Annotated in this window: 23 protein-coding genes; 5 read left to right on the forward strand and 18 right to left on the reverse strand. The window is 63.0% G+C overall.

Annotated elements, in window-relative coordinates; translation table 11 throughout:
- Nucleotides 1-92: 92 nt before the first annotated feature.
- Nucleotides 93-833, forward strand: coding sequence for a caspase family protein (locus AC1DWZ_RS06430; RefSeq protein ID WP_477168044.1), 741 nt, complete (start codon nucleotides 93-95; stop codon nucleotides 831-833).
- 55 nt (nucleotides 834-888) lie between these two features.
- Nucleotides 889-2,280, forward strand: coding sequence for a caspase family protein (locus AC1DWZ_RS06435; protein WP_477168045.1), 1,392 nt, complete (start codon nucleotides 889-891; stop codon nucleotides 2,278-2,280).
- On the opposite strand, the gene AC1DWZ_RS06440 is transcribed toward AC1DWZ_RS06435, so the two are convergent.
- Nucleotides 2,274-3,260: a flavin-nucleotide-binding protein gene (locus tag AC1DWZ_RS06440; RefSeq protein ID WP_477168046.1), complete on the reverse strand. Its 987-nt coding sequence runs from the start codon at nucleotides 3,258-3,260 to the stop codon at nucleotides 2,274-2,276. The two genes, AC1DWZ_RS06435 and AC1DWZ_RS06440, sit on opposite strands and share 7 nt — an antisense overlap.
- Before the next feature lie 4 nt (nucleotides 3,261-3,264).
- Nucleotides 3,265-3,891 carry a glutathione S-transferase family protein gene (locus tag AC1DWZ_RS06445; RefSeq protein WP_477168047.1) on the reverse strand — a complete coding sequence of 209 codons (627 nt, stop codon included), beginning with the start codon at nucleotides 3,889-3,891 and terminating at the stop codon, nucleotides 3,265-3,267.
- A gap of 131 nt (nucleotides 3,892-4,022) precedes the next feature.
- On the opposite strand from AC1DWZ_RS06445, the gene AC1DWZ_RS06450 reads away from it, so the two are divergent.
- Nucleotides 4,023-4,928 carry a LysR family transcriptional regulator gene (locus tag AC1DWZ_RS06450; RefSeq protein WP_477168048.1) on the forward strand — a complete coding sequence of 302 codons (906 nt, stop codon included), beginning with the start codon at nucleotides 4,023-4,025 and terminating at the stop codon, nucleotides 4,926-4,928.
- Here AC1DWZ_RS06450 and AC1DWZ_RS06455 read toward each other — a convergent pair.
- Complete coding sequence (locus tag AC1DWZ_RS06455) at nucleotides 4,925-5,284, reverse strand: HigA family addiction module antitoxin (RefSeq protein WP_477168049.1); 360 nt, start codon at nucleotides 5,282-5,284, stop codon at nucleotides 4,925-4,927. The two genes, AC1DWZ_RS06450 and AC1DWZ_RS06455, sit on opposite strands and share 4 nt — an antisense overlap.
- 13 nt (nucleotides 5,285-5,297) lie before the next feature.
- Complete coding sequence (locus AC1DWZ_RS06460; RefSeq protein WP_477168050.1) at nucleotides 5,298-5,573, reverse strand: type II toxin-antitoxin system RelE/ParE family toxin; 276 nt, start codon at nucleotides 5,571-5,573, stop codon at nucleotides 5,298-5,300.
- Between the two features lie 102 nt (nucleotides 5,574-5,675).
- Between AC1DWZ_RS06460 and AC1DWZ_RS06465 the strand changes: the two genes are divergently transcribed.
- Nucleotides 5,676-6,110, forward strand: a complete 435-nt coding sequence (locus tag AC1DWZ_RS06465) for a hypothetical protein (RefSeq protein WP_477168051.1) — start codon at nucleotides 5,676-5,678, stop codon at nucleotides 6,108-6,110.
- Between the two features lie 34 nt (nucleotides 6,111-6,144).
- Here AC1DWZ_RS06465 and AC1DWZ_RS06470 read toward each other — a convergent pair whose 3' ends face one another.
- From AC1DWZ_RS06470 to AC1DWZ_RS06490, 5 genes are all read right to left on the reverse strand, one after another.
- Entirely contained in the window at nucleotides 6,145-7,158 is a 1,014-nt protein-coding gene (locus AC1DWZ_RS06470) for a cytochrome d ubiquinol oxidase subunit II (RefSeq protein ID WP_477168052.1), read from the reverse strand.
- Nucleotides 7,159-7,163: 5 nt separating this feature from the next.
- Entirely contained in the window at nucleotides 7,164-8,531 is a 1,368-nt protein-coding gene (locus AC1DWZ_RS06475; RefSeq protein WP_477168053.1) for a cytochrome ubiquinol oxidase subunit I, read from the reverse strand.
- Between the two features lie 135 nt (nucleotides 8,532-8,666).
- The gene (locus AC1DWZ_RS06480) at nucleotides 8,667-9,920 is read right to left on the reverse strand and encodes an adenylate/guanylate cyclase domain-containing protein (protein ID WP_477168054.1); all 1,254 of its coding nucleotides are present in this window, start codon (nucleotides 9,918-9,920) and stop codon (nucleotides 8,667-8,669) included.
- 181 nt (nucleotides 9,921-10,101) lie between these two features.
- Nucleotides 10,102-12,594 carry a methyl-accepting chemotaxis protein gene (locus AC1DWZ_RS06485; RefSeq protein ID WP_477168055.1) on the reverse strand — a complete coding sequence of 831 codons (2,493 nt, stop codon included), beginning with the start codon at nucleotides 12,592-12,594 and terminating at the stop codon, nucleotides 10,102-10,104.
- A gap of 329 nt (nucleotides 12,595-12,923) precedes the next feature.
- Nucleotides 12,924-14,375: a catalase gene (locus AC1DWZ_RS06490; RefSeq protein WP_477168056.1), complete on the reverse strand. Its 1,452-nt coding sequence runs from the start codon at nucleotides 14,373-14,375 to the stop codon at nucleotides 12,924-12,926.
- A gap of 292 nt (nucleotides 14,376-14,667) precedes the next feature.
- On the opposite strand from AC1DWZ_RS06490, the gene AC1DWZ_RS06495 reads away from it, so the two are divergent.
- Nucleotides 14,668-15,999 (forward strand): hypothetical protein, encoded by a 1,332-nt coding sequence (locus AC1DWZ_RS06495; protein WP_477168057.1) that lies wholly within the window; start codon nucleotides 14,668-14,670, stop codon nucleotides 15,997-15,999.
- Nucleotides 16,000-16,003: 4 nt separating this feature from the next.
- Here AC1DWZ_RS06495 and chrA read toward each other — a convergent pair whose 3' ends face one another.
- The 9 genes from chrA to AC1DWZ_RS06540 all read right to left on the reverse strand — a co-directional run bounded on the left by chrA (nucleotide 16,004) and on the right by AC1DWZ_RS06540 (nucleotide 26,461).
- Complete coding sequence (chrA, locus tag AC1DWZ_RS06500; RefSeq protein ID WP_477168058.1) at nucleotides 16,004-17,350, reverse strand: chromate efflux transporter; 1,347 nt, start codon at nucleotides 17,348-17,350, stop codon at nucleotides 16,004-16,006.
- Complete coding sequence (locus tag AC1DWZ_RS06505; protein ID WP_477168059.1) at nucleotides 17,347-18,165, reverse strand: chromate resistance protein ChrB domain-containing protein; 819 nt, start codon at nucleotides 18,163-18,165, stop codon at nucleotides 17,347-17,349. Before AC1DWZ_RS06505 ends, chrA begins: the two co-directional genes overlap by 4 nt.
- A 210-nt stretch (nucleotides 18,166-18,375) precedes the next feature.
- On the reverse strand, nucleotides 18,376-19,257 hold the full coding sequence (locus AC1DWZ_RS06510; protein ID WP_477168060.1) for an MBL fold metallo-hydrolase: 882 nt from the start codon (nucleotides 19,255-19,257) through the stop codon (nucleotides 18,376-18,378).
- Nucleotides 19,258-19,461: 204 nt separating this feature from the next.
- Nucleotides 19,462-20,352 carry a LysR family transcriptional regulator gene (locus tag AC1DWZ_RS06515; RefSeq protein ID WP_477168061.1) on the reverse strand — a complete coding sequence of 297 codons (891 nt, stop codon included), beginning with the start codon at nucleotides 20,350-20,352 and terminating at the stop codon, nucleotides 19,462-19,464.
- Between the two features lie 116 nt (nucleotides 20,353-20,468).
- A complete protein-coding gene (locus tag AC1DWZ_RS06520) occupies nucleotides 20,469-20,705 on the reverse strand; it encodes a formate dehydrogenase subunit delta (protein WP_477168062.1) in 237 nt (78 codons plus the stop codon).
- Between the two features lie 14 nt (nucleotides 20,706-20,719).
- Nucleotides 20,720-21,568, reverse strand: coding sequence for a formate dehydrogenase accessory sulfurtransferase FdhD (gene fdhD / locus AC1DWZ_RS06525; protein WP_477168063.1), 849 nt, complete (start codon nucleotides 21,566-21,568; stop codon nucleotides 20,720-20,722).
- A 3-nt stretch (nucleotides 21,569-21,571) separates the two neighbouring features.
- Nucleotides 21,572-24,406: a formate dehydrogenase subunit alpha gene (gene fdhF, locus AC1DWZ_RS06530; RefSeq protein WP_477168064.1), complete on the reverse strand. Its 2,835-nt coding sequence runs from the start codon at nucleotides 24,404-24,406 to the stop codon at nucleotides 21,572-21,574.
- Nucleotides 24,407-24,416: 10 nt separating this feature from the next.
- The gene (locus tag AC1DWZ_RS06535; protein ID WP_477168065.1) at nucleotides 24,417-25,982 is read right to left on the reverse strand and encodes a formate dehydrogenase beta subunit; all 1,566 of its coding nucleotides are present in this window, start codon (nucleotides 25,980-25,982) and stop codon (nucleotides 24,417-24,419) included.
- Entirely contained in the window at nucleotides 25,982-26,461 is a 480-nt protein-coding gene (locus AC1DWZ_RS06540; RefSeq protein ID WP_477168066.1) for a formate dehydrogenase subunit gamma, read from the reverse strand. Before AC1DWZ_RS06540 ends, AC1DWZ_RS06535 begins: the two co-directional genes overlap by 1 nt.
- Nucleotides 26,462-26,610: the final 149 nt, after the last annotated feature.

Raw genomic sequence — 26,610 nt, forward strand, 5'->3', positions numbered from 1 at the left:
CTAACACCCGCATATGCTCATCAGCTGCATGTTGTGAACCGCTGCTGCTGCGACTAAGCTTTTGGCCGCGGCTGCATCGCTTGGGGGTTCAGATGCGTTGGCTGGTGCGCCTGGTTCTTTGCCTATGTCTTATCCCACTGGCCGGTTTGGCCCAGGCCGAACCGCGCCTCGCTTTGGTCATCGCCAATGGTGCCTATGAGGACGGCTTGCCGCGGCTCGCCAACTCGGTCAATGACGGCAGGCTCATCACGGCCTCGCTGCAGAAGCTCGGCTTCACCGTGACCCTGGCCAGCGATGTCGACCAGCAGGGTATGAAGCGCGCTATTGCGCGATTCGGTTACGCGCTGGCGGCGGCCGGCCCGACCACGACCGCCCTCTTCTATTATGTTGGTGGCGGCGCGGAGGTCGACGGACATCACTATCTGGTGCCGATCCATACAGCGATCCTGCAGGAGGCTGACTTCGAGATCAGCACGATCTCCGCAGAAACCGTACTGAAACATATGGAGTATGCCGCCACGGGCATCGTTATCCTCGATGCCAGCCGCGACAATCCATTCGGTGGGTACACCGGCAGAAGAATTGCGAATTTGCCGCCAGGATTCTTCGTCGCCTATTCAACTGCGCCGGGCGAATCTGCGAGGCCGGGCGACGGCATGAATTCGCCCTACGCGACAGCGCTGGCGGCTGAGATGGTAAAACCTGGGCAGATGATTGAGGAAGTCTTTCGCAATGTCCGCAACCGGGTCATGAAGGCGACGGATGGGAACCAGTTGCCCTGGGAATCCTCATCCATGCCGAACGCGTTCTATTTTGTCGGAGCCGATGATTAGCGGAAATCTAAGGCAGGGAACCGGTACCGTTCAGACCTCCATTGGGGTGACGCATATGAAGCGAGTCATTGCACCTCTGTTCGCCGCGGTTGCGATTCTGGCCATGATGGTGCCGGCGCAAGCGGAACCGCGTCTCGCTTTGGTCATTGCCAACAGTGCCTATGCAGGCGGCCTCGATCCGCTGGCCAATCCGGTGAATGACGGCAAGCTCATCGCCAGCACCTTGCAGAAGCTTGGCTTCACCGTGACGCTGGTAACGGATGCGGACCAGAAGAAGATGAAGCGTGCCGTCTCCGATTTCGGCGAAGCGCTGGGTACTGCCGGTCCCACGGCGTCAGCCCTTTTCTATTATGCCGGCCATGGATTGCAGGTCGATGGCCAGAATTATCTGGTGCCTGTGAATGCCGATATAAGGCGCGAAGCCGATGTCGATCTTGAAGCGGTCTCGGCCGATGCTGTCTTGAAACAGATGGAATATGCAGCACCCAATACCAGCATCGTGATCCTTGACGCCTGCCGCAACAACCCGCTTTCGCGCGGCATGCGCTCGGCGACGCGGGGCCTTGCGCGCATGGATGCGCCCAATGGCTCCTATGTTGCCTATTCAACCGCACCCGGCCAGACCGCGGCCGATGGCGTCGGCAAGAACTCACCTTTTGCCACCGCCCTGGTTGCCGAGATGGTGAAGCCCGGCCAGGGTATCGAGGAATCTTTCCGCAATGTGCGGGTCAATGTCTCCAAGATGACCAATGGCGAACAGACGCCATGGGACAGTTCATCGCTGATGAGCTCGTTCTATTTTGCCGGCGAGAAGAGCCAGGTGGCGGCCATCGCCCAGCCCGCGCCGGAACCTGCGCCAGTCGCCGTTGTGCCATCAACCACAGCGCCAGTGGCCGATACCGCCGAGAAAGATCTCTGGGCGACGATCGAGAACAGCAACCGGGCCGGCGACTATGCCGCCTATCTCAAAAAATATCCGCAAGGCATCTATGCCGAATTGGCGCTCAGTCGAAAGGCAGAGCTTGAAGCTCAGGTCGCCAGCCGCGCGGTGGCGCAGGCGGCGCCTGCACCTGCCGCGCAGACAGCCGCGCAGACAGCCGCGGTGACACCTGACGAACCTGCTTTCGAAAGCCCGCTGGCCGACGGCACCATCGTGCTCTCGCCCAAGACCAAGGGCGCCGTCGATCATTATCTTGGCTATGCCGGCGGCCTTCAGGTCGTGGCGTACTTTGCCGTGTCCAAGGATGGCCGACAGCATGGCGAGGCGGGCTGCGTCAGCAAGAACGGCGGCAATGTGCCTGGCATGGCGATCTGCGGTGGTGGCGACGGGGGGCGGATAGCTACCCGTAAGAAGGCAATGGCGCTCTGTGCCGCTCAAGGTGCGTCGGAATGCGTCCTGCTGTTTGCCGGCACCAGCGAGAAAGCCGCCTACAAACCGCTTCAGTGATCAAGCGCCTCGTCCCATGATCCGGTCCTTGCCGATTGTGGCGACAGTTCGGCTTCCGACCAGCGCAAGGGCAGGGCGTTCTCGACATAGCGGCCACGCCGCACACGAAAGCGCATCAGGCGCTGGGCACCGGCGAAGGTTGCGATCGCCGGATCGTCCCACAGGATTTCCGCATCGACGGTGAGCTGCAGCAAGGCGCCGTTGGTGAAATCCAGGAACAGCAGGCCGGCCTGCGGATAGCTCTCGATATTGCCGAGCGTGTTGAAGAAATTGTTGCCGCGGAAATCCGGCACCGTCAACACGGCCCGGCCATCTTCTTCTGTCACCCGCACGAAGCCTGGCCTGCCGCCGCGATGTGAAACATCGACACCATCACTCGGATCTGCACCGGTTGCTGCTGCCGCGTTTGACGTTGCAAGGAAGAACGTGTCGCTACCGCGCACCAGATCGGCGGCGATGCCCGTGAGCCGGCTGCCGATCGCGATTTCCCGCATCACGCCAACATCGCCGACAAAGGCCGGCTCGCGCGCCTGGATATATTGCGGGCAATTGCCGAAGCTCTGCGCGACGGTGACACTGAACATCTTCTCAGTCCGCCAGGTGAGACGGCCGTTCATGCGGTTGCGGCGGCGCGTTTCGGGCTGCAAGCCCAGGAACCCAAGCTTGGCACCCTCCGTCAGATTGCCTGCCAGCGGATCGCCCGGCAACGGCGCTGCCGCGATGTCGAGCGTCACCGGATCGGGCGCGTCGATAAAGCCGGGCTCACCCACCAGCACCGACGCCCACAGGGCCCCAGCCTCATCCTGGCTGCCGACGATGAGGAACGGCAGATGATTGAAGAAGTCGCGGTGCTGGTCCGGCATGAAGGGGCGGATGCCATAACGGCCCGCGGCCTCGGCTTTATGCGTCACACCGGCGCGCGCCTGCACGGCGACTTCACCGGCATGAAAAGGCAGTCCTTCCTGCGGCCAGCTGCTCATGGCATCACCCGGTCTTGGCTTGTTGCGAGCGCCGCACCGGCACGAAGCCCGGCAACTGTTCGATGCGGGCAAGCCAGGCCAGCACATGGGGATAGGCATCGAGCTCGATGCCACCTTCCGGCGCCAGCGCGGTGTAGCTGTAGAGCGCCACGTCCGCGATCGTGGGATTGCTGCCGACCAGATAGTTCCTCTTGGCAAGATGCGCATCGACCACCTGCAGCAAGGCGCGCGCGACACCTTGCGCCTTCTCGACATCGACCGGCCGCTTGAACAGCAGGCCGACCCGCGCTGTGCTGGGTCCGTTGAACAACGCGCCAGCTGCCACCGACAGCCATTGCTGTACCTGGGCGGCGGCGAGCGGCTCCTGCGGCAGCCAGCTGCGCGCCTTGTCATAGCGGGTGGCGAGATAGACCAGGATCGCGTTGCTGTCATAGACCGTGATGTCGCCATCCTCGATCACCGGCACCTGCCCGAACGGGTTCTTGGCCAGGAAGTCCGGCTTCTTATGGGCACCGTTCATGAGATCGACATCGATCAGTGTCACGGGCAGGCCAAGGAGCGACAGGAACAGCTCGACGCGATGGGCGTGGCCGGACAAGGCGAAGCGGTGGAGGCGGATGGGCTGGGTCATGGTCGAATCTCCCTCAGGGTTTGCGGAGCGGGCTTGCGGTGATCTCTCTCCGGCCCAAACATGCCAATTCCTGACCTCGATCAGAATAACCTCTCTTGACACTTTACTATTCCACATAGTGGAATAATCCGATGGATCGCTACCAGACCATGCGGATTTTCGTGGCCGTTGCGGAAGGGGCGGGCTTTGCCGCCGCTGCCAAGAAGCTGGGCCTGTCGCCGCCCGCCGTGACCCGGGCGGTTGCCGGACTGGAAAGCCGCATTGGGACACTGCTCCTCCACCGCACCACCCGCATCGTGCGGCCGACCGAAGCCGGGCAGCGCTATCTGGTCGATTGCAAACGCATCCTGGCCGAAATCGACGAGGCGGAAGCATCTGCGGCCGGCGCCCATCTCACCCCCAAGGGGCAATTGTCGGTGACCGCCTCGGTCATGTTCGGCCGCCTCCACGTGGCGCCGCTCATTCTCGATTTCCTGGAGCGCTATCCGGCGGTCTCGGTGCGCACCCTGCTGCTCGACCGCGTGGTCGATGTGATCGAGGAAGGCATCGATGTCGCCATCCGCATTGTGCACGCGCAGGATTCCTCGCTGATGGCGGTGCGCGTGGGATCGGTGCGCCGCGTGCTGTGCGCGGCCCCAGCCTATCTCAGGACGCGTGGCATGCCCTCGCGCCCTGCGGACTTGGCCCACCACGCCACCGTCACCTTTGCCAACGCGCTCTGGCCGCAGGAATGGTCGTTCGGGGCCGGTACCCGGCAGGAGCGTATCGCCGCACCCAGCCGCTTCTCCGTCAATGCTTCCGACGTTGCCATCGATGCCGCCATTGCCGGCCATGGCATCACCCAGGCGCTCTCCTACCAGGTGGCGCAACCCGTGGCCGATGGCCGGCTCGAGATCGTACTTGCCGATTTCGAACCGCCGCCCATCCCGGTCCAGGTGGTGCATCCCGAAGGCCGCCGCGCCAGCGCCCGGGTCCGCGCCTTCGTCGATTTCGCTGTCGACCGTCTGCGCGCGGAAGCGGCGCTGCAGGCCGATTAGGCCGCTGCCTTCGGTGCCGGAATGCGGGCAAGCTCAGCGCGCAGTTCGCGTTCGACTTTCCACAAATCATGGGCAATCTGCATGTTGAGCCACAGCGTCGGGTCGGCATCGAACAGGCGACCAAGGCGCAGTGCCATTTCTGCCGTCAGGCTGGTACCACCGCGCAGAACTGCATGCAGCGATTGCCGGCTGACATGCATCTGCCGGGCTGCTTCTGAAATACTCAGGCTAAGATGTTCCTGCAGAATTTCGCGGATCAACAGACCTGGGTGGGACGGCGCGCGATCAGGACGCCCCGTCACCTTATATTCCGCCACTTTGCGTGCCGTCAGCCTAGCGCCGGATTTCTTGGTCATTGCCGCTCTCCGCTCAATGATATTGCTCCAGCATCACGCGCCAGGCGTCGCCATCGCGCCATTCGAAGGTGATGCACCAGGGTCCGTTGACATGCATCGAGTAGCGTTTCGGTTTGCCACGCAGGCCGTGAAAATCGAATCCCGGCTGATTCAACTGCGCAAGATCACCAGCCCGGTCGAGGGCATCAAGACGTAACAAGGCGCGCTGCTGCAGGTCCGGACGCATGCCCTTCGTGTGGCCGGTGTCGAACAGTTCCTTGAGGCTCTTGGCTAGAAATGATCTGATCATGCCCAGCCAACATGCCCCATCAGGATATTCAGTCAGCAATCACATGTGTAAAGTATCGCATTACATGCAGCTGTCAAGCAACGCCTTACAAGTCGATTCCTGATGTCGCGATATGTCTTTTGTCTTGTGGTCCTGCTGCTCGCCGCCTGCGCCAATCCGGCGTCCGACATCCCGTTTCCGGCCCAGGCCGCCGGCAGCTACCGGCTGGACTATAGCGGCGTCTATGGGGTGGGGCGGGTCGATCTGCTGCTGCGGGACGGGCGCGTGAGCGGGCTTGCCGGGACGGCGGGATCGATCACCTATCGCGGTTTCTACCGGACGGCGGCGGACGGACGGCGCGTGGCGCTTGATCTCATCGCACATCTGCCGCCTGCGACACAGCAGGTCCAGGGTGTGACAGTGGTCGGCACCGCGCGCGATGTGCTCGTCCAGTTCGACCTGCCGCAAGATCTCACGCCGGGCCATCGCTGGCCCATCCATATCGAGACGCAGAACGGGCCGGTCTCCGGCACCGTCACAAGACTCACTGGACCCTGATTATATTGCGCAGCAATGACGCGATATCAGTGCGTTAGTCATAGCTGAGCGGTGTCGCCTTGCCGCGGAAGACGTGATAGCTCAGCGCGCTATAGCCGATAATCGCCGGCAGCACGACCAATGCCCCGTAAAGGATGATGAGCAGGCTCTCCGGCGCACTTGCCGCTTCAAAGATGGTGAGCTGGTCCGGCACCACGAAGGGATAGAAGGAATAGGCAAGGCCGCAGAAGGCCAGAATGAAGAGACAGGTCACAGCCGCAAAAGGCAAATGCCGGTGCCGGTCCGTCGCATGGGGCAACCGGCGCAGCAGAAGGATGAGCGCCAGGAAGATGGCGGCCGACCCCAGCGGCAAGGGGGCAAGATAGAGGATCTCCATCCCGCCGAACCATTTTTCAAAGATGCGCGGACTGACCAGAGGCGAGGCGACCGAGATCGCCGCCATGCCGACGGCGGCAAAGACCAGCGCCCGCCCGGCCCAGCCCACGGCGCGCTGCTGCAGGGCGCCTTCCGTCTTGATGATCAGCCAGGTCGATCCCACCAGGATATAGCCAGCCACCAGGCAGACGGCGGTCAGCAGCCCGAAGGCCATATTCGGCAGGTCCTGGCGCAGGCCCATGACATAGACCCCCAGCATATAGCCCTGGTTGAGCGCGGTCATGAGCGAGCCCACGAAGAACACGCGGCTCCAGCGGCGCTTGGCCTGTCCCTCCGACTTCGCGCGGAACTCGAAGGCGACACCGCGCAGGATGAGGCCGATCAGCATGAGGACGACCGGCAGATAGAGCGTCGAGAGGATGATGCCGTGCGCCATCGGGAAGGCCACCAGCAGCAGGCCCACCGCCAGCACCAGCCAGGTTTCATTGGCATCCCAGAACGGGCCGATCGCCGCCATCATGCGGTCCTGCTCCGTCTCGTCGCCCAGGGCGAACAGCATGCCGATGCCAAGATCGAACCCGTCGAGCACGACATAGATCAGGATGGCAAGGCCCATGAGGCCGGCAAAGGCGAGCGGCAGCCAGATCTTGGGGTCGCCGAACAGATCGATCATGACATCTACTCCGCGGCTGCGAATGTGCCGGCAGGGGCCGGCGCATCGGGTGACGGTTTCCGGCCCTTTGCCGCTTTATGGGCAAGGCGCGTGACGACGCCGATATAGGCGACGATCAGCACAGCATAGACGGTGACGTAGAGGATGAAGCTAAGCCCGATCATCGGCGCCGGCACCGGGCTGATCGCATCTGCCGTTTTGAGGATGCCGGTGACGAGATAGGGCTGGCGGCCCATCTCCGTCACGTACCAGCCGCAGAGCGTCGCCACCCAGCCGGAGAAGGTCATGCCGATGAGCACGCGCTGCAGCAGACGCGGCAGTTCGCCTTTGCGCCACAGCAGGAAAGCCGATACCCACGACACCGCCAGCATCAGGAAACCAAGACCCACCATGATGCGGAACGCGAAGAAGAGCGGCGCCACCGGCGGATGATTGCCGGCATAATCGTTGAGCCCCGGCACCACGCCCTCGGGACTGTGGCGCAGGATCAGGCTGGCGCCATCGGGAATGGCGATCTCCAATTTGTTGCTGCGCGTCTCCAGGTCCGGCCAGGCGAAGAGCAGCAGCGGCACGTGGCTGCTGGTATTCCAGTTTGCCTCCATCGCCGCCACCTTCTGCGGCTGATGCTCCAGCGTGTTGAGCCCGTGCATGTCACCCGCCACGATTTGCAGCGGGATGAGGATGGCGGCGAGATAGATGCCGGTCTTGAGGGCTGCCTTCAAATCATCCGACCGCTCGCCCCAGAACCAGCGCAGCGCCGAGACACCGGCGACGAGAAAACTTGCCGTGATGCCCGATGCCAGCAGCATATGCGTCAAGCGATAGGGAAAGGACGGGTTGAAGATGATGGCGACCCAATCCTCCGCATAGACGATGCCATCGCGGATGACATGGCCGGTCGGCGTCTGCATCCAGGAATTCAGCGCGATGATCCAGAAGGCCGACAAGGTGGTGCCGAACGCCACCAGGAAGGTGGCGACGCTGTGCACCCAATTAGGGACACGGCGGAACCCGAACAGCATGATGCCGAGGAAGACGGCCTCGAGAAAGAACGCGGTCATGACTTCATAAGCGAGCAAAGGCCCGGCGACATTGCCGACCTTCTGCATGTAGCCCGGCCAATTGGTGCCGAACTGGAAACTCATGGTGATGCCGGAGACGACGCCCATGGCGAAGCTGAGCGCAAAGATCTTGATCCAGAAGCGATAAGCGAGGATCCAGCGTTCATCACCGGGTGATGTCCGTTGCAGCCGGTCGTGGCGCAGCTTGAAATAGAGCAGCACCCAGCCAAGGGCGATGGTGATGGTCGGGAACAGAATGTGGAACGAGATGTTGGCGGCAAACTGCAACCGGGCCAAGATCACGGCGTCCATGGTGTCACTCCTGCGCACCGATGCCGCGGTCGCATGACCCGCTCGGGCTGGCTGAATATTGGAACAACTCTAACAAGCATTGGCGGCTGCGGCCTAGCCGGCAATTGGCCGCATGCGTCGAGATGTCCTAACGCGCTACAGAATCGGTGCGTAGAGATCGATCGGCGCCTCGACACCGCGCACATGACGCGAACCCAGCGGACGCATCGGCACCGGCAGGGCGGCGGCAAAATCGCCAGACGCCAGAATCGGTGTCTGCATTTCCTTGGTCAGATCCTGAATGCGGCTCGCATGATTGACGGCAGGCCCGATGACGGTGAAATCCAGCCGCGTCTTGGTACCGATATTGCCGAAGGCGACCGTGCCCGCATGAAGCCCGATGCCGAAATCGATGGCGGCCTTGCCTTCCGCAATAAGGGCCGCGTTCAGGCCAGCAAGATTGACGCGGGAGGCCAGCGCCGCGGCCAGGGCCTTGCCATGCATGATGCCGGGGGCGCGGCCCGCCTCTGCCGGGAAGACGGCCAGCAGCCCGTCGCCCATGAATTTCAGGATCTGCCCGTCATGGGCCTCAATGGCATCGCCCAGCGTATCGAAATAGCGGTTGAGCAGATCGACCATGGCGATCTCGCCCAGCTGATCGCTGAGCTGCGTGAAGCCGCGCAGGTCCGCGACCAGGATGGCGGCATCGATGGGGTCGATCGCACCGCGCTCGATCTGCCCGGCAAAGACCCGCGCCCCTGCCGCCTTGCCGACATATGAATCGAGAAGGTCGAGCGCGATGATGTGCAATGCCACGCGCTCGAGATAAGGGGTCATCGCCCAGGCAACACGGCGCAGGACGCCAAGACCCTGCGCGTCACCGCCCAAATCGCCGAAGCCGCCAGGGCGCCTGGTGGCGAAGGACATGGTGCTGGTCCGGCTGGTATCCAGGATTGGCAGGGGGAACAGGCAGTAATCGGTGACGCCCTGTGCGTGAAGATCCTGGATAAGCTGCATGTCAGGAACCGGTTCGCCCACGCGCCAGCGCCAGGGCCGGTTGGTCTGTTCGGATTGATAGACCGGGCTGCGCAGGTAATCATCGAAGGTAAGGATGCCGGCACGCTTGATCTGCGCTTCCTCGATCTCGCCGTCCCGCCAATACAGTGTCCCGCCGGAAAGTTCCGGATGCAGGACCTCCATGGCAAGCGAGATGCGCGAGAACGGCCCGATCCAATCATGCAGCCGGTCGCAATAGCCGGCAAAGACATCAACGAACGGAAGCGCGCCAAGATTGTTGGCAGGCGACCCGTCGCTGCGCCTGCCGGTATCGCCCAGCGCCGCCGTGGCAAGCCAGGCAATGAGCCGGCCAAAGCCGGCATCGTCGGCGCGGGTATGAAGAGTGGTTGTCATGGCGAGGAGGATAAGCGGTGCTCGCTATCACCGCAACGAAGGAAGCCCCCTCTCCCTAACCCTCCCCCACGTTGGGGGGAGGGGACTATAGCGAGACTGATCGCGATGTCCGATGCAAACTCGATGGGATTCCCTCCCTCCAACGTGGGGGAGGGTTAGGGAGAGGGGGTCACCTCGGTCTCTACGACAATTTCAGCGCCAACCTTACCGCGCCCCAATGCTTGCCGCCGGCGCGGATCGGGGCATCGATTTCTTTCAGCACGACGAATTTGCCGCCGCCCATGTCGCGGGCATAGGTCTGCACCACGGGCCGCGTGGCGCGGCCGGCAAGCGTGCCGGCGCGGTCGGTATAGATGCGGCGGTTCCGGCAATTGGCGGTGTTCCAGACCGTCTCGCCGCGCTTCTGCGGGTGCGAGTATTTCTTGTTGTGGGCGGCGATATAGCCCTTGCGGTCGATGATGCAGCAGAACACCAGGCGCTGGTCCTTCTCCAGCGGCGGTTCGATGATCGGCGGAAACAGGCGTTCGACCAGCAAAGTGTGCTTGGCCATCACCTGCTGCGGATCGGAACCGGTGATCGGCTCATATTCGACATCGAAGAGATCGTCGAGATTGATGCTGCGCTCCTGCAGCGCCTGCTCGAGTGCTGCCGATGCCCGCTCAGCCACGTCGTTGGCGAGCGCCATATAGGGCTCGTCCTCCACGCTTGCCGCCTGCAGACGGGCCTGCAGCGCCGCGATCTCGCCAGCCCCTGGATCGATGAACTGCACATGAATGCCAAGCGGATCCTGGCTGACGAGCTGTGCCTTGAAGCGGCCGACATCCTTCAGTTCGCAATAACCCTGGCCGGGTTTGACCACTGCGTTGCCATCGGCCACCACCAGCACGCCGCCATCGGAGACATCGCCGGTGAAACCGGTCACGATCTGCCCGCCAAAATCGCCGCGGAAGGCGATGGCGGCGGTGCGCCGGTGCGAATCGCCGCGACTGCCGCCGACCGACGAGCGCAGGATGACATAAAGGCGCTGCTGCAGAGCGGCGATGTCGCGGTTGACCAGGGCGGAGAGGTCGTTCACCTGGCCGGCGGTGACGCCGGTCAGCTCGACGCCTTCCAGCATGCGCGCGACATTGCCGGCAACCGAACGGGTGGACGCGGCTGCCTGGTTGGCGCTCTCCATGATCTCGGCCGTGGCGGCGCGCTGCTCTTCGCTGGCGCGTGCTACTTCGACCGTGACCGCATCGATATCGCGAATGCCGCCGGCCACCGCGTCGACGATGCCGACCGCCTTCGCCGTCGACTGTGTGATCTCCTCTGCCTGCGCATTGACCTGGGCGATGCCTTCTTCGGTCTGGCGTGCCAGGCTCTTCACCTCATCGGCCACCACGGCGAAACCCTTGCCCATATCGCCGGCGCGCGCGGCCTCGATGGTGGCATTGAGGGCCAGCATGCGGGTGCGTGCCGCGATCTCCTGGATCATGGTGACGACATTGCCGATATGGCTCGCGGTCTTGGCAAGGCCGGCCACCTCATTGTTGGCGACCTCCGCCCCATCACGCGCCTGGCCAGCGAGCTTCGTCGAATGGCTGATCTGGGACGAGATCGAGCGGCTGGATGCTTCCAGCTCTGCCGTGGCGCTGGCGACCGTTTCGACATTGCGGTTGGTGGCGTCGACCAGGCCGCTGACTTCCTGCGCCATCTCGCGGAGATGGCTTGCGGTCTGCGACAGCTTCAGCGCGTTTTCCGACAGCTTGTTGGATTGGACCGTGATGTCACCGACCGTTTCCTTGACCTCGTTCTCCAAGGTTTCGGTGAGCTGTGCCATCTCGTGTTTCAATTGCTCGTCGGCCCGCTGCCGGTCTTCTTCCTGGCGGTGCCGCAATTGTTCATTCTCGCGCGCGTTGTTGCGGAAGATTTCGACGGCGCGCGCCATGGCGCCGATCTCGTCGCGGCGGCCGAGCGAGGGGATCTCGATCTCGTTCTGACCTTGCGCCAGATTGGTCATGGTGCCGGTCATGCGGATAATCGGCCGGATGACGCCAAGGGCAATGGCTGCGATCCCGGCAGCAACCAGGGCCAGCACGATGATGGCCACGGACCAGACGATGACGAGGAAGCTGCTATCCTTGGCGGCAGCCAGCGCTTCGGTTTTGGCATTGGCATCGTTGGCGCCGGCGACGATCTCGTCGACCACCTTGCGGTGTGCCTGATAGGCGCTGCTCACCGCGGCATAGGCGGTTTCGATGGCGCCCTGATCGTTCTTCTCGATCGCCGGCAGCAGTTGGTCGATCGCCGCGAAGAATTTCACCACCTCGGCATGGCTGGTCTCGACCAGCTTCTGGCGCAGGCCGGTATCGTAATCGGCGGTCAGCCAATATTCGTGGCGCAGATCGTAATCCTTGCGCAGCTGCGCCAGGCGGTCGCGATGGGCGGCAAGCTCGCCGGGATTGCGCACCGCCAGCGTCGCCTCGAGATAGGCCTCGATGACATATTCCGGCGGCGGCAGGATGTCGGCGATGAGGTCCTTGCCAAGGACGACCTGCCGGTAGAGCGGACCGCCGACCTTGAGCTCATTCAACGCCAGCGAATTGGTGACGAGAATGGCGGCGAACCCGCCGGCGATCAGCAGGCCGAACAACAGGATGGCCTTGGCGACACTCACTCGAAGACGCATCATGTCCCCTGCCCGAAGAATGGGTTAATGGCAAATAGGTAAATGGACCCAGCTCAACCATCAGTATGCGGCTGTTGGACTTAAGGGTGGGTTAAGTCGGCACGGGGCGGAAGAGCGACGAACGTCGTAGACGGATGGTGTCGTCGATGGGCGGCGCCCGGATACGCGGTTTGTGCAGCTGCAAAACGCGCCGCGGCAGCATGCCGCATAAAGTAAACGGGCAGCCCAGCCTTGTGGCCCGACTGCCCGTTCATCCCATCCCGCGGCCTCTCCTGCTACTGGAGGACGGCCATTCGGTGACCGGGGCCTGACCCCGATCAGTCGCCGCAAAGTCAGGCGCGTTGGAGAGCCTCAGCCACGCCCTTCGCGTAATCGGGATGGACCTTCTCGAAATGCGCCAGCTGGCGCGCCACGATCTCCTTCGGTACGCCGCCCATGGCCGCGGCGATGTTGCTGAACAGACGCTGCTTCTGCGCGGCATCGAACAGGTTGAACAAGGCCCGCGGCTGACCGTAATCGTCATTGCCCGTGCGATGATTGTAGCGGTCGGCATCGCCCGAGATCTTCAGCGGCGGCTCACGGTAATCGGGGGCCTCTTTCGGCCCGCTGAACGAATTGGGCTCGTAATAGGCATCCGGGTTTGGGTTATTCGGGGTGAACCGCATCGCCCCATCCTTGTGATAATGATGCACCGGGCATTTCGGCGCATTTACCGGCAAGGCTTCGTAATGCGTCCCCAACCGATAGCGATGCGCATCGGCATAGGAGAAGATGCGCGCCTGCAGCATCTTGTCCGGCGAGAAGCCGATGCCCGGCACGATGTTGGAGGGCGAGAATGCCGCCTGCTCGATCTCGGCAAAATAATTCTCCGCATTGCGGTTGAGCTCGACCACGCCGACATCGATCAGCGGATAGTCGCCATGCGGCCAGACCTTGGTGAGATCGAACGGGTTGTAGGGCGTTTTCTCCGCATCCAGCTCCGGCATCACCTGGATCTGCATCTTCCATTTCGGGAACTCGCCGCGCTCGATCGCCCCAAAGAGATCGGCCTGGGTCGATTCACGCGTCTGCCCCACGACCTTCTCGGCCTCGGCATTGGTCCAGTGCCTGTGGCCCTGCAGGGTCTTGAAGTGGAACTTCACCCAATGCCGCTCGCCTGCAGCACTGATCAGGCTGAACGTGTGCGAGCCATAGCCGTTGATATGCCGCACATCCGTGGGCAGGCCACGGTCGGAGAACAAGGTCGTGACCTGATGCAGGCTCTCCGGCGACAGCGACCAGAAATCCCACATCGCCGTGGGCGAGCGCATGTTCGTCTTCGGGTGGCGCTTCTGCGTGTGGATGAAATCCGGGAACTTCAGCGGATCGCGGATGAAGAAGACCGGCGTATTGTTGCCGACCAGATCCCAATTGCCTTCCTCGGTATAGAATTTAAGCGCAAAGCCGCGCACGTCGCGCTCGGCATCCGCCGCACCCAGCTCGCCGGCCACGGTCGAGAACCGGAGCAGCATGTCGGTCTTCTTGCCGACGGCACCGAAGATCTTGGCGCGGGTATATTTGGTGATGTCATGGGTGATGGTGAGGGTGCCGAACGCCCCCCAGCCCTTAGCATGGACCACGCGCTCGGGAATGCGCTCGCGGTTCTGGTGGGCGAGCTTTTCCAGCAAATGCACGTCCTGCAACAGCACCGGCCCGCGCGGCCCGGCGGTCAGGGAGTTCTGGTTGTCGACGACGGGGGCACCGCCGGTCGTCGTCAATGTCGGAGATTTCGTGTTGTCACTCATTATTGGCTCCCTTTGGGTGGCTTTTGACTTCCCAGGGATAATGGTCGCGATCGCAAAGGCGGGGAAATTGATAGTCCTGGGGTCAGTAATCGGAAGAATCGATTAAGGTGACCACACCGCGCTGAAAAATCGATCAACATGGCCTTCCCAGAGGTATAGGGATAGGCGCGGAACGTGCCGCCGCACCAGCTGTTACACCGTGGTTCAGGCGGCAGGATTTGAGAGACGGGTGAGCGCATAGATGGGCCGGGAAATGCCAGCCAACAGGACCGCTCCGGGCGGCGGGCCTGAGATGAGCGACGAAGATCTCGCTGCCGAGATCAGGCGGCGCATGGATATGGCCCAGCAGCCACCCCGCATCGTCCGCGCGCCGGCAGCGCCTGCCCCGGCCCTTCCACCATCGCCATCCGTCCAGGCACAGCCCGTTCAAAAGGAGCCGGCCGTTCAAAAGGAGCCGGCCGTTCACAAGGAATTGGTGGAGTCCGGGAAGCCGTTAGATGCAGCCGATTTCGGTCTGCTCGACGGCATGCGGATGCCCGCCGATGAACTTGCTGCCGAGATCCAGCGCCGGCTTGCTTATTGGCGCGAGCATGGCGGGACCGCCCCGGAGTCCCGGAATCTCGAGACCCGCGATCCGGAAATTCTTGATCCGAAGACCCGCGATCTGGAGGCCTGGGAGCAGACTCCAGACGGGCTGCCGCTCATGTCCGCGAGCTTGGTGTCGGAGCCTCCCGCGGAACCGCAGCGGCTGGTTGTCCGCCCATCCGACACCCACCCACTCGACACTCACCTCGCCGCAGCTGAGCCGGCCGAGCTCGCCTATATGCCGGTCACGCTGCCAGCCGACCAGGTGATCCTGCACGGTGCGTATGACAGATACGAACAGAGGCTCCGCACGCCACCGGTGCTGGCACCCCGCTCCCGCCGAGGCCGCTACATCGTCGCAGTCGCGGCACTCCTTGCCAGCGTCGCGGCACCCGGTTCCTGGAATGTGATCTCGCGCCACGAGGATCAGGCTGCCACCAACGCAACCAGCCAGCCGGTGACCGCGCCGCGAACTGTCTCCGAAGCACCGCAAGCCATGCCGCAGACCGCGCGTGACGATGATGTGTTGGCGAAATCTGCTTCGCCCGCAAATTCCTCAACAAGCGAGAACCCTGCCGCGACGGCAGCGCCGTCGCAAACAGCCATCGCACCGGCATCGCCAGCATCCGCCCCTTCGCCGGTGGAATCGGCACCGCAGAAAGCGATCACGGAGAAACCGGCGGCAGAGGCTCCATCACCAGCGAAGACGCCAACTGCCGAGCCATCGGCATCAGCGCCGCAAACCGCCGCAGCGCCAGCAAAGCAAGAGCCTGTGAAGCAAAAGCCTGCAAAGCAAAAGCCCGTATCGAAAGAATCTGCGCCGCAAGAATCTATGGACGACGTCATCACCAGGACCAAGACGCTCGTTCCCTCGGTGGACGCCATGACGCCCAAACCGTTGGCGCCATCAGCGCAGTCGCAGAAGGCACAGGCGCCGGCCACCAGCACGGGCGCGTCCGGCGGCACTCTCCCGAAATATACGCCCTCGACGTCGGATAGCTGGCTGAAGCCCAAGCCCTTCGACCCCTCAACGCCTTAAGAAATCAGACGGGAACGAACCAGCTCAGCACCAGACCGGCGATGGCCGTGATGGCAAGCGTGCGGCCCAGCCCTTGGTGCAAGGCAAAGAGAGACAGGGCGGCCAGCGCGGCAAGGCCGAGGACATAGGGATCGAGGCTGCCAATTCGCGGCAGATCCAATGTGATGGGGCCAAGGACGAGTGGCACCTGTTCCCTGAACAGGACATGAAGGCCGAACCACAAGGCCAGATTGGCGATCACGCCCACCACGGCCGCGGTGATGGCAGCAAGGCCACCGGCCAGCAGACGGTTGCCATGCAGACGCTCGATCACCGGCGCGCCCAGGAACACGAAGGCAAAGCAGGGGGCGAAGGTGACCCATAGGGTGAGAAGCGCGCCCGCGACGCCGCCGGCAATGCCATCTGCTTGAAAACCGGCGAGGAAGCCCACGAATTGCAGCACCAAGATAAGCGGTCCCGGTGTGGTTTCGGCCAGGCCGAGGCCCGTCAGCATCTCGGCCGATGTCAGCCAGTGATAGACGGCAACCGCTTCCTGCGCCACATAGGCCAACACCGCATAGGCACCGCCCACGGTGACCACCGCCATCTTGGAAAAGAATCCGGCGATGTCGCCATAGGTGCCGCCGATGAACAGCATGATGAGGGCGACCGGCAACAGCCACAGCAGGATGGCGCAGATGCCGGCATGCCGTGCCCCCTTTGCCATGTCGCGCGCCCGCTGCGGTTCCGCGGCAAACCAGGCATCGATGAGGGCGGGCGGCCCGCTCTCAGCGGCCTCGTGCCAGCGATGGGTGAAGGCATGGGGAAAGATGAGGCCGATGGCGCCTGCCCCCAGCACGATGATGGGAAACGGCAGATGAAACAGGAACAAGCCGACGAAGGCCGCTACCGCCATGCCATAGGCTGCCTTGCCCTTCAACGCACGGCGCGCCACGCGCAGCAGGGCCTCGACAACCAGCACCAGGACAGCGCATTTCAGGCCGAAGAACAGGCCGCCGATAAGCGGTACCGCACCGAACAGCACATAGATGAGCGAAAGGCCCATCATGACCAGGGCACCGGGCAGCACGAACAGGATGCCGGCGGCGAGCCCGCCCTTCACCCCATGCATCAGCCAGCCGAGATAGGTGGCGAGCTGCTGCGCCTCCGGCCCCGGCAGCAGGGTGCAGAAATTGAGCGCGTGGAGAAAGCGCCGCTCTCCGACCCAGCGCAGCTCGTCGACGACGATGCGGTGCATCAGCGCAATCTGCCCGGCCGGCCCACCGAAGGACAGGAGGCCGATCTTCAACCAGATCTTCACCGCCATGCCGAAACTCGGCAATGGCGGTGTCAGCGTGCCGTCGGCGCTCATGAGTCGCGCCCTGGATTGGGCCAGTTGTGGGATTCGGCGACAGCGTCGCGGCACCAGCGATAGAAGGAATCATAAAGCGCCATCGTCGCGTCCAACTGCTCCAGATCGTCCCGGTACATGCGCGAGAAGCCGAGCGAGGCCGCGAGCAAGCCTGCCGCCTGTGGGGCAAGATCCAGCCGGTCGGTATCTGCTGCACGCACGATCAACGCGAGCCGGTCCAGCACATCCGACTGCAGCCCGAACTCCTTCAGCATCACGTCGAAGGTACAGGCCTCGCCGCGGTGGCTCCAGAACACACCATCGATGTCGAAGGGCGTGGCACCGAAGCGCTCGGCCACCGCCAGCACTTCCGATTGCGCGACATAGAGAAAGACGGCGTCGCGGTCGATGAAGCGGCGGATGAGCCACGGGCAGGCGATGCGGTCGATCTTCGGCCGTGCGCGCGTCACCCACACTGTGCGGCCGGCTGCATCGCGGCCGGGCAAGGCAGAATCGCGCAGCAGCAGCCCGTCGCCGGCGACCCAGGCTTCGTGCCCGCCTTCCAGGCTTTCTGCGCTGGCACCTGCCTGCCGCAGCCAGGCGGCAGCACCTTGGCTGAGCTTCAGCCCGCGCTGGCAGGTGACGACGGTCGTCTTGCCGGCAAACCCCGGCGCCCAATCGGCGACCGTGCGATAGTCGCGGCGAATTGCCGTGGGTAAGGACCTGGGATCGCTGGCGTAATCCTCGTCATCGCGCACGTCGATGATGATGGGCGCATCGGGCAAACCGATGCGGCGGGAAAGCTGTGTTGTGGTAATGCTGTCGGGACCGGCCATGTGACGTCCACTCCTAAGCGGGAGACAGGACGCGATTCTCTAGCCAAGGCCTCACGGGGCGATCGCGGTCAACCCCTTGGCCCGCATTGTCGGAAGAAGTGGGGTTGGTGTCAAGGGTGGGGTGCATTGCTTCGATCGGCACAGTCCTATTCGTCATGGCCCGCCTTCGCGGAGGATGACGAATTAAAACACCGCCGGAAACCCTATCTCTCAAAACCTATTCAGCGGCAGCTTCAAGTACCGGACGCCATTGGCCTCCGCCGCCGGCAATTGCCCCGCGCGCATGTTGACCTGGACGGCGGGCAGAATGAGGCGCGGCATGTCGAGCTTCTTGTCTTTGCTCGTGCGCATGGTGACGAACTCGTCTTCGCTGGTGCCCAGCTTCACATGAATATTGTGACGCTTCTGGGCGCCGACGCTGGTCTCCCAGCAGAATTCCGTGCGGGCCCCGGGTGCTTTGGTCGGCAGGTAATCATGACAGAGATACATGCGCGTTTCGTCCGGCAGCGTGAACAGGCGCTGGACGGATCGGTAAAGCTGCCGCGCATCGCCGCCCGGAAAATCGCAGCGCGCTGTCCCGTAATCCGGCATGAACAGGGTGTCGCCGACGAACAGGGCATCGCCGATGAGATAGCTCATGCAGGCCGGCGTGTGGCCGGGCGTATGCAGCGCCCGGGCCTCGATCGACCCCAGCTTGAAGTTTCCATCATCGGGAAAGAGTTCATCGAACTGGCTGCCATCGCGGGCAAAGCCGGCCTCGGCATTGTAGATCTGCGCAAAGGCCTGCTGCACGTCGGCAACGTGCGTGCCGATCGCGGTCCTGCCGCCCAGCCTGCCCTGCAAATAGGGGGCAGCCGACAGATGATCGGCATGAAGATGTGTCTCGATGATCCACGCGACCGTGGCGCCGTTCTCCTCCACACAGGCAACCAGCCTGTCGGCGGACCCGGTGCTGGTACGCCCCGCCGCTTGGTTGAAATCCAGCACGGAATCAATGATCGCCGCCTGTTTCGTCGCGGGATCGATCACGACATAGGAAATCGTCGCGGTATCGGGATCGAAGAAACCGTGGACGGTGGGAGAGATGGGCATCGGGAACTCGCACGATATTCAGCAGAGTGCGAGTGTACAACTGACTTCACTTAAGATTCTACTCCCTCGCCCCACGATAGTGGGGAGAGGGTTGGGGTGAGGGGCGTTACACCGGATCTGCCTCAACGACCCCTCACCCTGCCCTCTCCCCGCAAGCGGGGCGAGGGTTCTAAGATAGGAGGAGGCGAAGGGTGATGGTATCGCCTACCCCTCGTTGAACCCCGGAAACTGCATCGAAAACAAGGCGAGACTGATCGGCGATAGGGGTTCGCGGTCGGGGACGACGAGGCCCACCTGCCGGCTGATGTCGGGCTCAGTCAAATCCAACGCGACGGCACCGCTCGGCATGCCCAGCACTTGAATGAGTGATTTGGGCACGATGCTGGAAAGCCGTCCCGAGCGCACATGGGCGCAGAGGTTGACGACCGAATTGGTCTCCAGCTGTGGCCTTGGGCTGCAATCGACCGACTTGAAGATGGCATCGATGATGCGCCGGTTCTGCATGTTGGGTGTCAGCAGGCAAAGCGGCAATTCGGCTGCCTGCTTCCAGGTGGCGATCCGCGCGGTTCCCAGGGGACCGTGTTCCGGCGTCAGCAATACATAGCGTTCGGTATAGAGCGGCCGCTGCAGCACGCCCTTCAGCGGCTCGGATTCAAGATAGGTGACGCCGGCATCGAGCTCGAAATGATCGATGCCCTGCTGGATCTCGGCGGAGCTCGTCGACCAGACGGTGACGCGCACCTGCGGGTGGCGGTCATAAAGCGGGTCGGTCAGCAAGGGCACCAGCGGCAAGGCCGATGGAATGACGCCGAGCCGTAATGTGCCGGTCAATGAGCGCTTGGCGTTCTGGATACCTTGGCGCAAGGAATCATAGTCGGACAGGATGCGCCGCGCCCACAGCAGCACCTCCTGCCCCTCCGGCGTGAAGCCCTTGAAGCGCTTGTCGCGATCGACCAGCGGAACGCCGAGCTCTTCCTCCAACTGCTTGATGGCGGTGGAAAGCGCCGGCTGCGTGATGTTGCAGGCCGCCGCCGCCCGCGCAAAATGCCGCTCGCGGGCAAGGGCTGCGAGATAGACGAGCTGACGGACGAGCATTTTAGGGCAACAATTCCGTCGTCATGTGGACACACCGTTTGCAACCGCTCGCTCAAAACCCTCTCCCCCCGCGGGAGAGGGGGAAGAGAAAGCCGACCATGACGTGGAAAAAGGTATCACGCGCTCTTCGACAGATTGGGCTGCGTTTCAGCAAGATGCTGCAGCGCTTTCAAGGCAATGGGCTTCAAACCGGCACCGCCGGCATTGAGATGCGCAAAGATGCCCTGGCGCATGCGGGGGTCCCAGAATTTATGGATATGGACGGAAACGCCCTCGATGGCTTCTGCTTCCGGATAGCTCTGGAAGAAATCGGCGATCTGGTTGGCCATCGTGATCAGGCGGTCGTTGTTCAAGGCCAGTGCTCCCGTTAAACCGAAATACGTTCTTGGTGTGTGACACAAAGCGCGCTGTCGTCGCGCGCCAGCGCCAGCAAGGTGATGCCCGCTTCATCCGCCACGCGCTTGGCCATCAGGGTCGGGGCCGACACCGCGACCAGGATGGGGAAACCGGCGATGACCGCCTTCTGCACCATCTCGACCGAGCAGCGGCTGGTGATGACGCAAAAGCCGCTCTGCGGATCGATACCGGCCTTGCCGATAGCCCCGATAAGCTTGTCGAGCGCATTGTGGCGGCCGACATCCTCGCGCAGCAGCAGCAGGTTGCCGGTCCCGTCGCAATAGGCCGCGGCATGCAGCGCCTTGGCCTGGGCGTTATAGGTCTGTGCCGCCGGTAGCGCCAAAAGCGCATGGCGCACGGCGCTCAAGCCGATCTTCCGCCCGCCCGTCACCTGCGGCAGGTCGCGGGCAACCTGTTCCAGGCTGTCGAGACCACAGAGGCCGCAGCCGGTACGCCCGGCAATCGTGCGGCGGCGCTCTTTCAGGCGCCAGAAGGATTCCGGGGCAAGATCAATGAGAAGCTCGATGCCCTTCTCGTGCGGTACGGCCTCGACACCGCGGATCTCAGCCGCACGTTCGATGATGCCTTCGCTCAAGGAAAAGCCGCGGGCGAAATCTTCGAGATCGGCGGGGCTTGCCATCATCACGGCATGAGAGATGCCGTTATAGACCAGCGCCACCGGTACCTCTTCCGCCAGCATGTCGAGCCGGTCGAGACGGGTGCCGTCATAGCGCAGCTGCTGCAGCGTCACTGGCGACACCACTGGCGGCATCTCTGCCACCGGTGGTTCGCTGTCATCCTGCTGCAGGCGTTTGGTCATCGTTTACTCGGCTGCCGTGCCGATGCGGCGCGAGGCCTGGCGGAACAAGGCGTTCTCGCGCTGCCATTCCGACTGGTGGTTGGAAAGACGCACTTCCACCGCCGTCACCTTATATTCCGGGCAATTGGTCGCCCAGTCGGAGAAGTCGGTGGTGATGACGTTGGCGCCGGTACCGAAATGGTGGAAGGTCGTATAGACGACGCCGGGCTGCATGCGCTCGGAAATGACGGCCTTGAGCGATGTCTCACCGACGCGGCTCACGATCGCCACATTGTCGCCGTCGCGGATCCCGCGTTCCTCGGCATCATGGGCATGGATTTCCAGAATGTCTTCCGGATGCCAGGCGATGTTGCCGGTGCGCCGTGTCTGCGCGCCGACATTGTACTGGCTGAGGATTCGCCCCGTCGTGAGGATGAGCGGGAAGCGCGGCCCCACCCGTTCCTCGGTCGGCACGAATTCGGTGATCATGAAGCGGCCCTTGCCGCGCACGAAATGGTCGATATGCATGGTGGGCGTGCCGTTGGGGGCCGCGTCATTGCACGGCCATTGGATCGAGCCCATCTCGTCGAGCCGCTTATAGGACACGTTCTTGAAGGTCGGCGTCAGATGCGCGATCTCGTCCATGATCTCGGACGGGTGCTTGTAATTCATCTCATAGCCCAGCGCCTTGCTGAGCATCATGGTCACTTCCCAATCGGCATAGCCCGGCACCGGCGGGATGGCCTGACGCACCATGTTGATGCGGCGCTCCGCATTGGTGAAGGTGCCGTCCTTTTCCAGGAACGTGGTGCCCGGCAGGAACACATGGGCATAGTTCGCCGTCTCGTTGAGGAAAATATCCTGCACGACCACGCATTCCATCGCCTCAAGGCCGGCGGTCACATGCTTGGTGTTGGGATCGGACTGGGCGATATCTTCGCCCTGGATGTAGATGCCCTTGAAGGTCCCGTCGACCGCGGCATCCAGCATGTTGGGAATGCGCAGGCCGGGTTCCGGATCCAGTGTAACGCCCCAGGCGCTTTCGAACTGATGTCGCACGGCGTCGGTCGCCACATGGCGGTAGCCGGTCAGCTCATGCGGGAACGATCCCATGTCGCAGGAACCCTGGACATTGTTCTGCCCGCGCAGCGGATTCACGCCGGCGCCGATATGCCCGACATTGCCGGTCGCCATGGCAAGGTTCGCCATGCCCATGACCATGGTCGAACCCTGGCTGTGCTCGGTGACACCAAGCCCGTAATAGATGGCGGCATTCCGGACGCTGGCATAGAGCCTTGCGGCGGCCCGCACCTCTTTGGGATCGACGCCGGTATATTGCGCCATCTCTTCGGGCGAATGACGCTTGTCGGAGACGAAGTCGCGCCAGCGGTTGAATTCCGTCATGTCGCAACGCTCGGCGACATAATCTTCCCGCACCAGCCCCTCGGTCACGATGACATGGGCCAGCGCATTGATCATGGCGACATTGGTGCCGGGCTTCAGCGGCAGGTGATGCTGCGCCTCGATATGCGCCGACCTCACCAGGTCGATGCGCCGCGGATCGACGACGATGAGCTTCGCTCCCTGGCGCAGGCGCTTCTTCATATGGCTCGCGAACACCGGATGCGCATCGGTCGGATTGGCGCCGATCACCATGATGACGTCGGCTTCGCGGACGGAATCGAAATCCTGCGTACCGGCCGAGGTGCCGAAGGTGGTGGACAGGCCATAGCCGGTCGGGCTGTGGCAGACGCGGGCGCAGGTATCGACATTGTTGGTGCCGAACGCCGCGCGAATGAGCTTCTGCACCAGATAGGCTTCTTCATTGGTGCAGCGCGACGAGGTGATGCCACCCACCGAGGTGCGGCCGTATGTCTTCTGGATGCGCTTGAACTCAGAGGCCGCGTAACCGATCGCCTCGTCCCAGGAGACTTCCTTCCAGGGATCGGTGATCTTGGCACGGATCATCGGCTTGGTGATGCGGTCCATATGCGTGGTGTAGCCCCAGGCGAAGCGGCCCTTGACGCAGGAATGGCCATGATTGGCTTGGCCGTCCTTATAGGGGACCATGTTGACGACTTCCGTCCCGCGCATCTCGGCCTTGAACGAGCACCCCACCCCGCAATAGGCGCAGGTGGTAACGACCGAATGTTCCGGCTGGCCGGCTTCGATGACGGTCTTCTCCATGAGCGTCGCGGTCGGGCAGGCCTGCACGCAGGCACCGCACGAGACGCATTCGGACCCTAGGAAATCTTCCTTCTGGCCCGGCGACACGGTGGAGGCGAAGCCGCGGCTGTCGATGGTGAGCGCAAAGGTGCCCTGCACTTCTTCGCAGGCGCGCACGCAGCGCGAACAGACGATGCATTTCGAGGCGTCGAAGGTGAAATAGGGATTGCTCTCGTCCTTCACGGCGTCGAGATGGTTGGCGCCCTTGAAACCATAGCGCACATCACGGAGGCCCACGACACCCGCCATGTCCTGCAATTCGCAATTGCCATTGGCCGGGCAGGTCAGGCAATCCAGCGGATGGTCGGAGATATAGAGCTCCATGATATTGCGGCGGAGCTTGGCAAGCTTGCCGGTCTGGGTCCAGACCTTGAGGCCGTTCTCGACCGGCGTCGTGCAGGAGGCCGGCGTGCCGCGGCGCCCTTCGATCTCGACAGCGCACAGACGGCACGAACCAAAGGCCTCGATGCTGTCGGTGGCGCAGAGCTTGGGCACCTTCGTCCCCATCTCGGCGGCGGCGCGCATGATCGAGGTGCCTTCCGGCACCGTCACTTCCTGGCCGTCGATGGTCAGCGTCACCAGATTGGTGGAGAGGCGGATCGGGGTGCCGTAATCGGTTTCCTGGATCAACATGGTCTATCTCCTACTCAGCCGCTGCACGCTTCGCAGCGCTGGGGCGGTTGAAATCTTCCGGGAAGTGGCGGATGGCGCTTTGCACCGGGAAGGGCGTCAGGCCCCCCAGCGCGCAGAGCGAGCCATCCAGCATGGTGTCGCAGAGATCGGCCAGCAGCTCGATATTCTTCTGCCGGTTCTCATCATTGCGGATGCGGTCGATGACTTCGACGCCGCGGGTCGAGCCGATGCGGCAGGGCGTGCATTTGCCGCAGGATTCGATGGCGCAGAATTCCATGGCAAAGCGCGCCTGCAGGGAAAGATCGACACTGTCGTCGAAGACGACGATGCCGCCATGGCCCAGCATGCCCTTGGCCGCGGCCATCGCTTCATAATCGAGCGGCGTGTCGAGGAGCGAGGTCGGGAAATAGGCGCCCAAGGGGCCGCCCACCTGCACCGCGCGCACGGGCTTGCCCGTCGCTGTCCCGCCACCGAAATCCTCGATCACCTGGCGAAGCGTGATGCCGAAGGCTTTCTCGACCAGGCCGCCGCGGCGGATATTGCCGGCAAGCTGCAACGGCATCGTGCCGCGCGAGCGGCCCATGCCGAAATCCTTGTAGAACGCAGCCCCCTTGTCGAGGATGGTGGGCACCGCCACGAAGGAGAGCACGTTGTTGATGACGGTAGGCTTGCCGAAGAGGCCCTTGATCGCCGGCAGCGGCGGCTTTGCGCGCACCATGCCGCGCTTGCCTTCCAAGCTCTCCAGCAACGAGGTTTCCTCGCCGCAGATATAGGCACCAGCCCCCAGGCGCAGTTCGAGATCGAACGCCTTGCCCGAGCCCATCACATCGGGACCGAGATAGCCCTTGCGGTTGGCGGCCACGATCGCTGTTTCCAGCCGCCGGTAGGCATCGGGATATTCGCTGCGGATATAGATGAAGCCCTTGGTGGCACCGACCGCGAGGCCGGCGATGGTCATGCCTTCCACCAGCAGGAACGGATCGCCTTCCATGATCATGCGGTCGGCGAAGGTGCCGCTGTCGCCTTCATCGGCATTGCAGACGATGTATTTCTGGTCCGCCTCGCAGCCCAGCACCGTCTTCCACTTGATGCCCGTGGGGAAGCCGGCACCACCGCGGCCGCGCAGGCCCGATTCCGTCACCGCCTCGACGATGGCGGCACCCTGCATCCGGATCGCGTTCTTCAGACCGCGATAGCCCTCATGGGCGATATAATCTTCGATGTCGCTGGGATCGATGATGCCGCAGCGCGCGAAGGTCACGCGTTCCTGGTTCCGGAGGTACGGGATCTCCTCGGGCTTGCCCAGATAGAGCGGATGGTTCTTGGAGCCCTTGAGGAAATCATCGTTGAACAGACCCGCGACGTCGGTCGCCGTCACGGGACCATAGGCGATGCGGCCGGCAGGCGTCACCACTTCCAGCATCGGCTCCAGCCAGAAGAGGCCGCGGCTGCCATTGCGGATGATCTTGATGTCGAGCTTGCGGGTGAGCGCTTCGACCTGGATCGCGTTTGCGACCTCGTCGGCGCCCAGCGCCAGGGCCGCGGAATCACCAGGCAGGTAAAGAGTGAGGCTCATCAGCGTTTCTCCGCCACGAGTGCATCGAAACGTTCCGGCGTCACCCGGCCGTGCAATTTGCCGTCAATCACCATCGCCGGCGAACAGGCGCACAAGCCCAAGCAATAGACGGCCTCCAGCGTGAACTTCTTGTCGGGCGAGGTGGCCCCCAGCTCGACATTCAGCCGCCGCTTCACATGTTCCTCAAGATCGCGGCCATGCATCGACTGGCAGGCTTCGGCGCGGCAGATCTTCACCACATGGCGGCCGGCTGGTTCCTTGCGGAAATCATGATAGAAGGTGAGGACGCCATGGACTTCGGCGCGGCTGAGATTCAGCTCTTCGGCGATGACCGGCACGACGCTGGCATCGACATAGCCGAATTCGTCGTTAAGGGCGTGGAGGATGGGCATCAAGGCGCCATCCAGTGATTTCTTTTCCTGCACGATGCTCAACGCAGCATCGTTATCCCAGGATCTCGCGGCGGCTAATCCCGACATTGGCTCTCTTCTTCTCTCCCGACGACCGGCTCATATTATGATTGAACCATTAAGCCTTGATTTAAGACGTTGGTGTCGGTTTTGGTGTCTCAAAAGCGACACGCTGGGAGTAATCCACCACCCGGTGGCGAGATTCAAATCTCTCCGGG

Source organism: Dongia sp. P2_B8 (assembly GCF_056404715.1).

Bases quoted from the DNA above. Each gene is read 5' to 3' on its own strand.
- AC1DWZ_RS06515 (WP_477168061.1), bottom strand. From the start codon at position 20,352: ATGCTCGTCCGTCAGCTCGTCTATCTCGCAGCCCTTGCCCGCGAGCGG.
- AC1DWZ_RS06495 (WP_477168057.1), top strand. From the start codon at position 14,668: ATGAGCGACGAAGATCTCGCTGCCGAGATCAGGCGGCGCATGGATATG.
- AC1DWZ_RS06445 (WP_477168047.1), bottom strand. From the start codon at position 3,891: ATGACCCAGCCCATCCGCCTCCACCGCTTCGCCTTGTCCGGCCACGCC.
- AC1DWZ_RS06455 (WP_477168049.1), bottom strand. From the start codon at position 5,284: ATGACCAAGAAATCCGGCGCTAGGCTGACGGCACGCAAAGTGGCGGAA.
- AC1DWZ_RS06480 (WP_477168054.1), bottom strand. From the start codon at position 9,920: ATGACAACCACTCTTCATACCCGCGCCGACGATGCCGGCTTTGGCCGG.
- AC1DWZ_RS06470 (WP_477168052.1), bottom strand. From the start codon at position 7,158: ATGATCGATCTGTTCGGCGACCCCAAGATCTGGCTGCCGCTCGCCTTT.
- fdhD (WP_477168063.1), bottom strand. From the start codon at position 21,568: ATGACCAAACGCCTGCAGCAGGATGACAGCGAACCACCGGTGGCAGAG.
- AC1DWZ_RS06485 (WP_477168055.1), bottom strand. From the start codon at position 12,594: ATGATGCGTCTTCGAGTGAGTGTCGCCAAGGCCATCCTGTTGTTCGGC.
- AC1DWZ_RS06535 (WP_477168065.1), bottom strand. From the start codon at position 25,982: ATGAGCCTCACTCTTTACCTGCCTGGTGATTCCGCGGCCCTGGCGCTG.
- AC1DWZ_RS06510 (WP_477168060.1), bottom strand. From the start codon at position 19,257: ATGCCCATCTCTCCCACCGTCCACGGTTTCTTCGATCCCGATACCGCG.
- AC1DWZ_RS06435 (WP_477168045.1), top strand. From the start codon at position 889: ATGAAGCGAGTCATTGCACCTCTGTTCGCCGCGGTTGCGATTCTGGCC.
- AC1DWZ_RS06540 (WP_477168066.1), bottom strand. From the start codon at position 26,461: ATGTCGGGATTAGCCGCCGCGAGATCCTGGGATAACGATGCTGCGTTG.
- AC1DWZ_RS06460 (WP_477168050.1), bottom strand. From the start codon at position 5,573: ATGATCAGATCATTTCTAGCCAAGAGCCTCAAGGAACTGTTCGACACC.
- AC1DWZ_RS06475 (WP_477168053.1), bottom strand. From the start codon at position 8,531: ATGGACGCCGTGATCTTGGCCCGGTTGCAGTTTGCCGCCAACATCTCG.
- AC1DWZ_RS06430 (WP_477168044.1), top strand. From the start codon at position 93: ATGCGTTGGCTGGTGCGCCTGGTTCTTTGCCTATGTCTTATCCCACTG.
- AC1DWZ_RS06450 (WP_477168048.1), top strand. From the start codon at position 4,023: ATGGATCGCTACCAGACCATGCGGATTTTCGTGGCCGTTGCGGAAGGG.
- AC1DWZ_RS06490 (WP_477168056.1), bottom strand. From the start codon at position 14,375: ATGAGTGACAACACGAAATCTCCGACATTGACGACGACCGGCGGTGCC.
- AC1DWZ_RS06440 (WP_477168046.1), bottom strand. From the start codon at position 3,260: ATGAGCAGCTGGCCGCAGGAAGGACTGCCTTTTCATGCCGGTGAAGTC.
- chrA (WP_477168058.1), bottom strand. From the start codon at position 17,350: ATGAGCGCCGACGGCACGCTGACACCGCCATTGCCGAGTTTCGGCATG.
- AC1DWZ_RS06505 (WP_477168059.1), bottom strand. From the start codon at position 18,165: ATGGCCGGTCCCGACAGCATTACCACAACACAGCTTTCCCGCCGCATC.
- AC1DWZ_RS06465 (WP_477168051.1), top strand. From the start codon at position 5,676: ATGTCGCGATATGTCTTTTGTCTTGTGGTCCTGCTGCTCGCCGCCTGC.
- fdhF (WP_477168064.1), bottom strand. From the start codon at position 24,406: ATGTTGATCCAGGAAACCGATTACGGCACCCCGATCCGCCTCTCCACC.